Here is a 13313-nt window from a genome sequence, read left to right as displayed (position 1 = left end):
TACTTTTGCAGCGTCTAAAAACACACAACATAACTCAACAAAAAATGGGATTTAACGAAGTTTACGAAAAAGAACTTGCTTTTCAAGCAGACCGCAGGCGTGCCTCTGTGGAGTTTATTAAAATAATAAGCGATCTATGGTACGATAAGTCTATAGAATTGGTGTTATTCAGAAATCAACTAATCAATAGAAATGTAAGTGACATTCTAAACCTACATGAATATGCAGGGGCTTTTGTTGAAAAGCCAATCTCCATTTTCGATTCTGTAGAAATTGCTCAGGCTATAAAAGATCTAGATCTTCCGCCTGCAAAATTAGATATTGGAAAGTTAACCTACGAATATCACTTAGAAGATGTAGATTATAACAATGCAAAAGCGTTTATCTCCTCTAAATTAAAAGACGCAAAAGATTATCAAGATATCACACCAAAAGACGTTGTTCTTTATGGTTTCGGAAGAATTGGTAGATTGGTTGCAAGGGAATTAATGACTAGAACTGGAGTTGGAAATCAAATGAGACTTCGAGCAATTGTAACTCGAGGTAAAGTTGATGCAACTGTTTTAGAAAAAAGAGCTTCTCTTTTAAGAAGCGATTCTGTTCACGGAGATTTTTCAGGAACTGTAAATATAGATGTGGAGAATTCTTCTTTAATAATAAATGGAACTACGGTTCATATTATTTCAGCAAATAATCCAGAAGACATCGACTATACTGAGTACGGAATTAATGATGCTCTTATTATAGACAATACTGGTGCTTTTAGAGACAAAGAAGCATTATCTAGACATTTAAGTTCTAAAGGAGCTAGTAAGGTATTACTTACTGCACCCGGAAAAGGAATTCCAAATATAGTTCATGGTGTTAATCATACAGAACATAACCCAGACGAAATTTCTATTTTTTCTGCGGCTTCTTGTACCACCAATGCAATTACCCCAGTTTTAAAGGCTATTCAAGATTCTCTTGGAGTTGTGCATGGACATTTAGAAACAATTCATGCATACACCAACGATCAAAACTTGGTAGATAATATGCACAGTAAATATAGAAGAGGCCGTGCTGCAGCTTTAAATATGGTAATTACTGAAACTGGCGCAGGACAAGCGGTGACGAAAGCATTACCAATTTTTGATGGTAAATTAACTTCCAATGCAATTAGAGTTCCTGTACCAAACGGATCTTTGGCTATTCTTAATCTAGAAGTGGAAGCTGCAACTTCTGTTGAAGGTGTAAATAATATCTTAAAGAAATATGCTTTAGAGGGAGATTTAGTAGAGCAAATAAAATACTCTATCGATAATGAGTTGGTATCTTCAGATATTGTTGGTTCGTCAGCTCCTGCAATTTACGACAGTAATGCAACCATTGCCACTGCCGATGGGAAGAATATCGTACTTTATATCTGGTATGATAACGAATATGGGTACAGCCACCAAGTAATTAGATTAGCAAAGTACATTTCTAAAGTAAGACGTTTTACATATTACTAGTAGAAATAAAAACTGATCAATTCATATAGAAAAAGGCTCGGAAAATTTTCCCGAGCCTTTTTTATTTAGACTCCTTAGTTGTTTCTTTAAATCAGTTAAATCCAACTCTTAAAATGCTTGGCTTTTAAGGGCTAATTATTTTAAGTAATTTGCATATTCAATAGCAAACCAATGACTTCAGAAAAAAAGAAAAAAAGGAAGGCATATAAAAAGAAGCGATATACCGCTCCATTAGTAATTTTGGTTTTATTAATTGCTGCAAGAATTTATCTGCCATATTGGTTAAAAGACCATGTAAATGAAGTTTTAGCAGAAATTCCCGGATATTATGGGCAGGTAGAAGATATAGATGTTTCGCTTTATCGAGGAGCTTATGAGATAAAGGGAATGTATTTAAATAAAGTAAATGCAGATACCCAAGTTCCATTTCTTAATTTCCCATCTAATGATATTTCTATTGAATGGAAATCACTCCTCAAAGGAAAGATTGTAAGTGAAATTATTATGTATAGACCAGAGGTTATCTATATTTTTGAAGATCAAGATGAAGAAATTCCTGAAGAAGAAGGTGGCTCTGCAGATATAGATGATTGGACAAAAGTACTAACAGATCTTGTCCCGATAGACATTAACCATTTTGAAGCTCACAACGCCAAAGTGGCATTCGTAGAACTTCAAAAGGATCCCAATATAGATCTCCACATAAATAATATAGAGTTGGTTGCCGATAATTTAAGGAATGTAGTTGGAGCCGATAGAACACTCCCCTCTTCTATTACTGCGACTGGAGTTACCGTTGGACAAGGAAGTATGAAACTGGACGGGAAAGTAAATCTTGTAAAAGAAATTCCGGACATGGATTTAAGCCTTTCTATTGAAGATGGAGATGTTACAGCGCTAAATAATTTTACGAGACCTTATGCGGGAATAGACTTTGAAAGTGGAACTTTTGGGCTGTATAGTGAAGTTGCAATTGCCGATGGTTATATGAAAGGTTATCTAAAACCCTTACTTACAGATACAAAACTAATAGGCAAGGAAGATGGGTTTTTAGGGGTGTTATGGGAAGGCTTTGTTGGCTTTTTCAAGTTTCTTTTAAAAAATCAAAGTACAGATACTCTAGCAACAAAAGTTCCATTAGAAGGCGACTTAAATAACGTAGAAGCTGGAGTATGGCCAACAGTATTTAATATATTTGAAAATGCCTGGATCAATGCATTTTCCGGAGAAGTAGACGACGATATTGAATTTAAAGATGCTTTTAAAGAAAAGGAATTATCCAAAGAAGAGAAAAAAGAATTAAGACAGGAGAAAAGAGCTGAACGAATAGAAGAACGAAAAAATGATGACAATTAAATAGCCGGCTTAAAAGAAAAATTCCAATTTAAAATATAGCGATTCTTTAAATGAAAACCATTAAAATCGCATTAATTGAAAATTTTAGCAATAACTATTTTTTAGGTACGTTGTTAGGAATACCAAACCAAAAAACATTACAATGAATAAATTATTATTACTAGGGTTATCAATCCTCTTTTTTACATTTTCGGCGACTGCTCAAGAAATAAAAGAAAGCGAAAATCCTGTCGAAGATGAATTTAACAGTATTATTGAAAATTCGAATGACTATCAGGGCTACAAAGTAGTAGACTACAGCGATCTAATTAAGCTGAAACAGAATACGGCAAGTTTTATTTCAAATTTAAACAATGAAATAGTCACTCAAAAAAACACCATAGATCAGCAGCAAAAAGAGATTACACAATTAAAAAAAAGATCTTGAAAGTACACAGAATAATTTAAAAGAAGTAACCGCAGAAAAAGATGCTATCACCTTTTTAGGTATGCCTTTTAGTAAAGGAACATATATGGCACTTATGTGGGGAATTGTAGCTGTCTTAATTTTATTGTTGCTTTTCTTTATTTTCCAATATAAGAAAGGCCATGTACAAACTTCTGAGGCAAGGCGTAATCTTACAGAAACAGAAAAGGAATTTGAAGCTTTTAAAGCTAAGGCATTGCTAAAAGAGCAAAGACTTGGTAGATTATTGCAAGACGAAAGAAATAAAGCTAGTGATCGGTAAATAAGGTTTCCCCACAAGCTATAGCTTATACATATTTCGCATCTTTGCAGGAGTAAAATAAATTAGAATGCGCATAGATATAATAACAGTTGTACCCGATATTCTTACCAGTCCGTTTGAAGTTTCCATTCTAAAAAGAGCGATTGAAAAAGGGCTTGTAGAGGTACATTTACACAATCTTCGAGATTACGTTACCGATAATTATAAGCAAATAGACGACTATCAATTTGGTGGTGGTGCAGGAATGGTTATGATGATAGAGCCAATAGATAAATGCATTACAGATCTAAGATCTCAACGGGATTATGATGATATTATCTATATGACCCCGGATGGAGAGCGTTTCGATCAAAAAACTGCTAATACAATCTCATTAAAGGAAAATATCATCATTCTTTGCGGGCATTATAAGGGAGTAGATCAACGAGTTCGGGATCATTTTATAACCAAAGAGATCTCTATTGGCGATTATGTATTATCTGGAGGAGAATTAGCTGCCGCAATTGTATGCGATGCTGTTATAAGATTAATTCCAGGGGTATTAGGAAATGAAACTTCAGCACTTACAGATTCTTTTCAGGATGATCTCTTAGCACCACCGGTCTATACGAGACCAGCAAATTATAAAGGTTGGAAAGTTCCGGAGGTTTTAACTTCGGGAAATTTCCCTAAAATTGAATCTTGGAGAGAGGATCAGTCGTACGAAAGAACTAAAAAATTACGTCCCGATCTTTTAGGAGAAGATTAAATTAAGTTTTCTCTTGTTTATAGTTTTAAATTATTTAATTTTGCACTCGTTTCTATATTAACCTCTGGCGAGATCCGTGAATGTTGATTTAGACTATATTAAAAATATTAGATATGGAATCCCTAATTAAATTCGTTCAAGACGAATTCGTTACAAGGAAAGAATTTCCTGAATATTCAGCAGGTGACACTATTACTGTGTACTATGAAATTAAGGAAGGTGCTAAAACTCGTACTCAGTTTTTTAGAGGTGTAGTTATTCAAGTTAAAGGAACTGGTTCTTCAAAAACTTTTACCATCAGAAAGATGAGTGGTACTGTTGGGGTAGAACGTATCTTCCCGGTAAACTTGCCTGCATTACAAAAAATCGAAGTTAATAAGCGTGGTGCTGTAAGAAGAGCTCGTATTTATTACTTTAGAGGTCTTACTGGTAAAAAAGCCCGTATTAAAGAACTTAGAAGAAAATAACAATCTTTCTTCTGAAGAAATTAAAAAGCCCCTTAATTGGGGCTTTTTTTTATATCCTAATTAAAAAACACCTACAAAACTTGACATTTCATGTTTAAAATTCAGCAGTTAATCGAAAAACTGATTTAGACTAAAAAAAATTACGTTTTATACATACTTATTTATCTATATTCGAGCTACTTATTAATAATAACTAAAAATAAACATGAAAAGCACATCACATTTATTAAAAACATTTTTATTGGTATGCTGCACGGCATTTGTATTTACATCTTGTGAAAAAGATGAAGTTACAGAGAATTCTTCAGATGTAGTAAATATTGACCTTCAAGAGCCAGTATTTAAAAATTATATGGTAATTACTAAAAGTACTGAATTAACTAAAAGTGCTGAAGATTTTCTAAAGGCCTCTGGAGGAAATATATTAAGTACTATTCCTGAAATTGGAATTGCAATTGTTCATTCCAATGATTCAGATTTTATGCAAAAAGCAATGAAAGGATCCGAAATTCAATCTGTTGTTCCAGATTACGAAATCCAATGGATTCCATCTACAGAAAATGAGCCTACAAGCATGGATGTTTCAGCAGAAGCTTTAAGCCCAAGTGCGGGTGATTCTGAACCTTCATATATTCGTCTATGGGGTATGGATGCAATAGATGCTCCAGAGGCCTGGAGTGCGGGTTATACTGGTAAAGGAGCAAGTGTGTTTGTTCTTGACTCGGGTATAGACAGGGATAATGTTGAATTTTCTCAAACCCTTAATAAAGATCTTTCAGCTTCATTTGTACCAGGTGAAACTTATTACACAAGACCTGGAAGATTTACTAATCATGGTACCCACGTTGCTGGAACTATAAATGCTAATAAAAATAATTTTGGTGTAATAGGAGTTGCTTACGAAGCAGAACTTGTTGCTGTAAAAGTTTTATCTGAGTTCACCGGTAGTGGTGCCTTTAGCTCTATAAACGCAGGTGTAGTGTATGCAGGTAACAACAATGCCGATGTTGTTAATATGAGCCTTGGTGCTACGTTAAGCAAAAATGGAAAATTAACCGATGCTGATGGTAACCCGTTTAAAATACCGGCTAAATTTATTCAAGAGATTATTAAAGCACAACAGAGAGCAATTGATTATGCTTTTAATAATGGGGTAACAATAATTGCATCTGCAGGAAACGATGGGGTAAATTATGACGGTAATGGAGCTGATACTAAATTGCCTGGAAGCTTAAATAATGTTATTACAATTTCAGCAACTGCTCCAGAAGGATGGCATCCATTCGCTAATCCAGATACAAATTTTGATATTCCTGCAAGTTATACAACTTATGGAAGATCTTTAGTTGATCTTGCAGCCCCTGGTGGTGATGGTGATGTATCCGCTTTGGATATGGTATTTAGTGTTGCTAGTGGTGTGGACGCATTTAACTATTTTGCTGGAACAAGTATGGCTGCACCACATGCATCTGGCGTAGCTGCTTTGATCATTGCTAAAAATGGTGGACAAATGAGTCCTCATGATGTTGCAAAACAAATGATAAATACTGCAGATAAAGTAGGTGGAAACGGACAAAGCCTTTTCTTTGGTAAAGGAAGAGTAAATGCATTTAGAGCAGTTACAGATTAATTTATATTTAAAAGAAAATAAAAAGCCCCTTAGTCGGGGCTTTTTTATTGCTCGAAATTTCCAAAAAAATTTAAAAAACACACGAATATAATTAACAAAAGTTAATAACCCATGATTATAACCTGTTGAAAACTAATTAGTTAAATTACTTGATAATTTATGGTTTCTGTCGTAAATTTAAAAGTACTTTTAAAAAATATGGAAGAATGACAAAAGGATTTCTCCATTTCAAGAAGTACTGTAAAGTAATTTCTTTACATAGGTTCTTATCTTCTATATAACGCATATTTTGCTAAGCAAAAGTAGTTTGAAAGATTTGAACATCTTTGATATAATTTAAGCGCGTTTGTGAGTAAATTGTATCATGTGGAGTAACGCACGAAGTAAGTGTGGTAATTGACTTATGAACGATCTTAGATGATCCAGCGGTAAAGCGTTACTTCGTCAGGAGCCATTTCAATATACAAGGTATGTTGAAATGGCTTTTTTAATGCTAAAATTTATATAAAACCCTGGGATTACGAGTTTAGCCTCTATGATAAAATAGCTAAAAACCCTATCTTCGCGACACGTTGGATTTCACATCCAAATAATTCAATTTTAAAATTTAATAACCAATCGATAAGCCTTTGGAGATTTAATTTTTCTAAATGCAGATTGAGAAGAAATAATTTAACTACATGACACAAAAATCTAAAATAGTTTATACAAAAACAGATGAAGCTCCAATGCTTGCTACATTTTCTTTCCTACCAATTGTAAGAAGTTTTACAAAATCATCAAATATAGAAATCGAAGCAAAAGATATTTCTTTAGCAGCAAGAATTCTAGCTTCGTTTAATGATGTTCTCCCGGACGATCAAAAAGTATCAGATTCTTTGAAAGAATTAGGAGAACTGGTTACAAAACCGGAAGCCAATATTATTAAACTTCCAAACATAAGTGCTTCAGAACCTCAATTAGAGGCAGCCATTAAGGAACTTCAAGAAAAAGGATTTGATTTGCCAGATTATCCAGGCGAACCAAAGAATGAAGATGAAAAGAATATTAAGCAACGCTACGACAAAGTTAAAGGTAGTGCAGTAAATCCGGTTCTTAGGGAAGGAAATTCAGACAGAAGAGCGCCAAAAGCAGTTAAAAATTACGCAAAGGAAAATCCACATTCAATGGGTAAATGGGATGCCGATTCTAAAACTCATATCGCAACTATGGAATCTGGAGACTTCTTTCATAATGAAAAGTCTTTAACATGTGATCATGAAGATATCTTAAGCATCGAGTTAGAAGATGCTAATGGAAAAACTACCGTTTTAAAAGAAAACTTAAAAGTTCTTGATGGTGAGATCATCGACGCTAGCGTAATGAGTAAATCTGCACTTATCTCATTTCTGAATGAGCAAATTGCGGATGCTAAAGAAAAAAACATCTTGTTTTCATTACACATGAAAGCGACAATGATGAAGGTTTCTGATCCTATTATTTTTGGTCATGCTGTGCGTACATTCTTCAAAGATCTTTTTGAAAAATATAACGATACATTTAATGAGATTGGAGTAAATGTAAATAGTGGATTGGGAGATCTTTTAAATGCGTTATCTGAATTATCTGAAAGCAAAAGAGAGGAAATTGAAGCTGATTTAAAAGAAGGTTTTAAAAATGGACCTTCTCTAGCCATGGTAAATTCAGATAAAGGAATTACCAATTTACATGTTCCTAGTGATGTAATTATAGATGCTTCTATGCCTGCAATGATTAGAACATCCGGGAAAATGTGGAATTCTAATGGAGCGCTGCAAGACACAAAAGCGGTGATTCCAGATAGCAGTTATGCCGGAGTATACCAAGCAACTATAGACTTTTGTAAAGAAAATGGAGCTTTCGATCCTACTACAATGGGAACGGTTCCCAATGTTGGACTTATGGCTCAAAAAGCTGAAGAATATGGGTCTCACGATAAAACTTTTGAAATTCCTTCGAATGGAACTGTAAAAGTGAAAAACTCCAAAGGAGAAGTAATTATTCAGCACAATGTAGAAGAAGGAGATATTTGGAGAATGTGTCAGGTAAAAGATGCTCCTATTCAAGATTGGGTGAAGTTGGCTGTTTCCAGAGCTAAGTCATCGGGGATGCCGGCTATTTTCTGGTTAGATGAAAATAGAAACCATGATGCAGAAGTTATTAAAAAAGTAAAGAAGTATTTAGCTGAAGCAAATACCGAAGGATTAGATATTCAAATAATGGCTCCTTTTGAAGCTACTAACTATACATTAAAAAGAGTAAAAGCTGGACAAGACACTATTTCTGTAAGTGGAAATGTACTTAGAGATTATTTAACAGATCTTTTTCCAATATTAGAATTAGGAACTAGTGCAAAGATGTTATCTATTGTTCCTCTTATGAATGGTGGTGGCCTATTTGAAACTGGTGCAGGAGGTTCTGCTCCAAAACATATCCAGCAGTTTTTAGAAGAAGGGCATTTACGTTGGGATTCCTTAGGTGAATTTTTGGCCTTGGCTGTTTCCCTAGAACACTTAGGTGAAAAATTTGATAATAAGAAGGCGATCATTCTTTCTGAAACTTTAGATGAAGCTACAGAAGAGTTTTTACGCAACGACAAATCTCCTTCGAGAAAGGTGAATGAGTTGGACAATAGAGGAAGTCACTTCTATTTAGCTCTTTATTGGGCTCAAGGCTTAGCCGCTCAAAACAAAGATCAAAGCCTTAAAGAAGAATTCTCTAAAATTGCGCAAGAATTAGCAATTAATGAAACTAAGATTCTTCAGGATCTTATAAATGCGCAAGGCAAAAAAGTAAACATCGATGGGTATTATTATCCAAACGAAGATCTAACTTCAAACGCAATGCGTCCAAGTGAAACATTGAATAGTATTTTATAGAACAAAGAACAACATATATTTAAAAAGCCCTGTTCCTACCGTTCAGGGCTTTTTATTTGATTATATACCAGTTCTCTTATAGTTAAACAGGTTGAAAATCTTTCTTAAGAACAAACCCCATTCCCAAAAAATAATCTTACAAAACCTATATTTACAATAAAAAATTGAAAAAGTTAATTTCTACATTTTTTTTTGTTTTCGTTTATAATCATTCAAGCTCAAGATACTTACACCATCAATGGTGTTATTAAAGATGCATCCAGTAACGAAACTCTTTACGGAGTTAACATTTTGGTGGCTAATTTAAATGCGGGTGTTGTTACTAACGAATATGGCTTTTACTCCATAAAACTTCCAAGAGGCACTCATACATTCACGATAACTTACCTAGGTTATAAAACCGAGGAAGTTGTATTAGATATTACAAAGAATGGCACTTATAATTTCTCATTAATCGAAACTTCAGAAACCTTAGAGGAAGTTATTATTACAGAGGATTCAGAAAAGCTCAATATTAGGAGTGCGGAGATGAGTGTTAATAAATTGGACATTAACACTATTCAAAAATTACCGGTGGTTTTCGGAGAGGTAGATGTGGTTAAATCTCTTTTATTGTTGCCAGGAGTATCTAATACCGGTGAAGGATCTTCAGGATTCAATGTACGCGGCGGAGCAGTAGGTCAGAATTTAATTTTATTAGATGAAGCAACCATTTACAACTCTTCTCATTTATTCGGTTTGTTTTCTGTTTTTAACCCAGATGCAATCAAGAATTTAAAATTATATAAAGGTGGTATTCCAGCCAAATATGGTGGCAGAGTTTCCTCTGTTCTAGAGATTTTTCAAAAAGATGGAAATAGTAAAGAATTTAAAGCAAATGGTGGAATAGGGATTATATCAAGTAGGATTTTGGCCGAAGGTCCAATAGTTAAAGATAAAAGCTCCTTTTTAATTGGGGGAAGAAGTTCTTATGCCCATTTATTTTTAAAACTTACCGACAATCAGAATTCAGCATATTTTTATGATCTAAATACGAAATTAAGCTATCGAGTAGATGATAGTAATACCATCTTATTTTCAGGCTATTTTGGAAGAGATGTGTTTAATATTAATGAGAGTTTTAAAAACACATATGGAAACGCCGTTTTTAACTTGAGGTGGAATCATATCCTTTCAGATAACATCTTCACAAACCTATCAGTGATTTATAGTGATTATTATTATGGGCTTACGTTAGATTTTGTAGAATTTAATTGGAATAGCGGTATCAAGAACTTCAATCTTAAATATGATTTTAATCATTATATAAATGATGATTTCAGTTTAGATTATGGAATTCAAAATACCTATTACGAATTTAATCCGGGGGAAATTGAACCGAGCACTCCAACTTCAGGGATTATAGATTTCAATCTCACAAAAAAATATGCGTTTGAAAGTGCGTTATATATAGCTGTTAAACATCGGTTAAGTGAAAAACTATCTACTGAATACGGTTTGCGCTTTAGTAACTTTTTTAGACTAGGCCAAACAGCGCTCAATTTATATGAAAATGATGAAGCAGTAGTTTTTAATAATGATTTTAAGATTTACGAAAAAGCTGAACCTATCGGCACAAAAACACTTGCAAAATCGAAGGTTGAAAAATACTTTTTTGCTCTAGAACCCCGCGCAGCTGTAGCATACAGTTTTAACAATAATCAATCTGTGAAATTGAGCTATAACAGAATGGTACAAAACTTACATCTCATCACCAATACAAGTTCCCCTACTCCCTTAGATATTTGGTCACCAAGCGGTAAGTATATAGATCCGCAGGTATTAGATCAAATCGCCATTGGATATTTTCAAAATTTTAAGAATGATAGTTATTCTATTGAGGTAGAAAGTTTTTATAAAGATATAAGGAACAGAATTAATTATATAGATGGTGCAAATTTAGTGGCCAATAATGCAATCGAACAAGTTATATTATCGGGAAAGGCCAGAGCGTATGGTCTAGAATTATTACTTAAGAAAAATAAAGGACGATTTACAGGATGGTTAGCCTATACCCTATCAAAGTCTGAACAAAAGACACCTGGAAGAACAGCATTAGAAACAGGCATAAATAATGGAAACTGGTATAATACGGCATACGATAAAACACATGATATTTCAGTAACTACTAGTTATGAAGTAGATAAGAAATGGCAATTAAGCTCGAATTTCATCTATCAAACCGGGTTGCCTACAACATTTCCAACAGGGCAATATAGCTTTGAAGGTTTGGTTGTTCCTGTATATTCCCCTAGAAATAGTGAACGTTTACCTGCATATCACAGGTTAGATATAGCTGCAACTTATACCCCGGCCAAAAATAAAAACCGTAAGTACAAATCTTCATGGAATTTTGGGATTTATAATATCTATGCTAGGAAAAATGCGGTTTCATTAAGTTTCCGAAATAATGAAGATACAGGACAAAATGAAGCTGTAAGATTGTCACTTTTTGGTATTATTCCATCCGTAACCTATAACTTCAAATTTTAGTTATGAGAACACTTCTAAATTTATTTCTATCCACAATACTTATCTTCTTATTCTCCTGTGAAGAAGTTGTAGAAGTAGATTTACAAGAATCTGAACCTCGATTAGTTGTGGAAGCATCCATCATATGGGAAAAAGAAACATCAGGAAATAATCAAATAATAATTTTAAGCACTACGGCGTCGTTTTTTAATTCTGAAAATCCACCTGCAGAAGGTGCCTTAGTTATAGTCAGTTCCTCAATCGAAGAAGTATATGAATTCAGTGAAGTTGCACCAGGTGTCTATGAGAATAATAATTTTAAACCTGAAATAGATGAAACATACACCCTATCAATTAATTACAACAACGAAATTTATACAGCTAGTGAAAAGATGATTTCTGTGGTAGATTTGGAAAATGTAGAACAATCTTTAAATGGAGGATTTGGAGGAGATGATATAGAGTTAAAAGCATATTATTCAGATCCGTCAGAAGTGGAAAATTTTTATCTCTTCAAATTCTTTTTTGATGATTCTTCACTTCAAATTTATAATGATGAATTTACTAATGGAAATAGAACTTTTGCCTATTTTTCAGATGAAGACTTAAAAACCGGCGATCAGGTAAATTTCCAAATTCAAGGAATTTCAGAAAGATTTTATGAATATCTTTATATATTAAGTTCACAGGCGGGAGAAAATAATGGCGGCCCATTCCAAACCCAGCCAACAACCGTTCGTGGAAATATAATAAACACTACAAATGCAGAAAATTTTGCGTTTGGATATTTTAGATTATCCCAGTCGGATACACTAATTTATGAAGTCGATTAATATTAAATTTGATAAAAGTTTATATGAAGCACACCAATAGAGAACTACTAGGAAAAGGAATAAAATATTTGGCAGGAGCACTTCCTTTAATACTTTTAGGACCGGTAGTGCTTTATTCCGCATTTCATAATAAGGAACATCCATATTACATTTTTGTATTAATATTTGGACTCCTTGCTTTTTCCGGTGCTATAATCTTAATGTTTTTAGGGATCAAAACCATTATGAAAGCGCTATTTGATTGATTTTACTAATGCACTTAAGCCTCGGTATAGGGTTTAAAATTAATAGACTGAAACTCCTTCTTTGATTTATTACAGATTTCCAATTTATTAAAATTTTACTACTCACTTTTCACATTTAACTTTTCACTTCTCACATCTCAATACTCACTTCTCACTTCTTTTTATGCGTCCCACTACGGCTACGCCTTGTGCCGGGCTTTCCGCGCTACGCGGTAGCTCGCTACAATCCCTGGCCGGGTCTCATTGAGACTTTATGTATAGCAAGGGCAACATACCTGTTCTCAAGTAGATTCCATATAGAAACTTCCACAAACACAAAACCCCCGGCGTCGTTGGACACCGGGGGTTTTAAAGATTACTACAAACAAAAAAAGACCCTTACTTTCCAGTAAAGGTCTTTCAAAA

The 13313-nt window shown here is 33.9% G+C and carries 11 protein-coding genes; all 11 read left to right on the top strand.

Annotation, left to right across the window (positions count from 1 at the left end; all coding sequences use genetic code 11):
- Window positions 1-44 precede the first annotated feature (44 nt).
- The 11 genes from ON07_RS01875 to ON07_RS01830 all read left to right on the top strand — a co-directional run bounded on the left by ON07_RS01875 (window position 45) and on the right by ON07_RS01830 (window position 12908).
- Window positions 45-1493: a glyceraldehyde-3-phosphate dehydrogenase gene (locus ON07_RS01875; RefSeq protein ID WP_010227741.1), complete on the top strand. Its 1449-nt coding sequence runs from the start codon at window positions 45-47 to the stop codon at window positions 1491-1493.
- 171 nt (window positions 1494-1664) lie between these two features.
- Window positions 1665-2849: a DUF748 domain-containing protein gene (locus tag ON07_RS01870; RefSeq protein WP_010227739.1), complete on the top strand. Its 1185-nt coding sequence runs from the start codon at window positions 1665-1667 to the stop codon at window positions 2847-2849.
- 142 nt (window positions 2850-2991) lie between these two features.
- The gene (locus ON07_RS16870) at window positions 2992-3276 is read left to right on the top strand and encodes a hypothetical protein (protein ID WP_237708827.1); all 285 of its coding nucleotides are present in this window, start codon (window positions 2992-2994) and stop codon (window positions 3274-3276) included.
- A 61-nt stretch (window positions 3277-3337) separates the two neighbouring features.
- Window positions 3338-3577, top strand: a complete 240-nt coding sequence (locus tag ON07_RS16865; RefSeq protein WP_237708826.1) for a hypothetical protein — start codon at window positions 3338-3340, stop codon at window positions 3575-3577.
- A 67-nt stretch (window positions 3578-3644) separates the two neighbouring features.
- Window positions 3645-4325, top strand: coding sequence for a tRNA (guanosine(37)-N1)-methyltransferase TrmD (gene trmD / locus ON07_RS01860; protein WP_010227737.1), 681 nt, complete (start codon window positions 3645-3647; stop codon window positions 4323-4325).
- Between the two features lie 113 nt (window positions 4326-4438).
- The gene (gene rplS / locus ON07_RS01855) at window positions 4439-4792 is read left to right on the top strand and encodes a 50S ribosomal protein L19 (RefSeq protein ID WP_010227735.1); all 354 of its coding nucleotides are present in this window, start codon (window positions 4439-4441) and stop codon (window positions 4790-4792) included.
- A gap of 205 nt (window positions 4793-4997) precedes the next feature.
- Window positions 4998-6422, top strand: a complete 1425-nt coding sequence (locus tag ON07_RS01850) for a S8 family peptidase (protein WP_010227733.1) — start codon at window positions 4998-5000, stop codon at window positions 6420-6422.
- Between the two features lie 680 nt (window positions 6423-7102).
- Complete coding sequence (locus ON07_RS01845; protein WP_010227731.1) at window positions 7103-9319, top strand: NADP-dependent isocitrate dehydrogenase; 2217 nt, start codon at window positions 7103-7105, stop codon at window positions 9317-9319.
- Between the two features lie 192 nt (window positions 9320-9511).
- Window positions 9512-11851: a TonB-dependent receptor gene (locus tag ON07_RS01840; protein ID WP_010227729.1), complete on the top strand. Its 2340-nt coding sequence runs from the start codon at window positions 9512-9514 to the stop codon at window positions 11849-11851.
- Window positions 11852-11853: 2 nt separating this feature from the next.
- Window positions 11854-12663 carry a DUF4249 domain-containing protein gene (locus ON07_RS01835; RefSeq protein ID WP_010227727.1) on the top strand — a complete coding sequence of 270 codons (810 nt, stop codon included), beginning with the start codon at window positions 11854-11856 and terminating at the stop codon, window positions 12661-12663.
- Window positions 12664-12686: 23 nt separating this feature from the next.
- Window positions 12687-12908 (top strand): DUF6095 family protein, encoded by a 222-nt coding sequence (locus ON07_RS01830; RefSeq protein ID WP_010227725.1) that lies wholly within the window; start codon window positions 12687-12689, stop codon window positions 12906-12908.
- Window positions 12909-13313 lie beyond the last annotated feature (405 nt).

This window comes from Gillisia marina (genome assembly GCF_000258765.1).
Taxonomy (GTDB): Bacteria; Bacteroidota; Bacteroidia; order Flavobacteriales; family Flavobacteriaceae; genus Gillisia; species Gillisia marina.
This window is presented reverse-complemented; position numbering and strand designations above follow the sequence as displayed.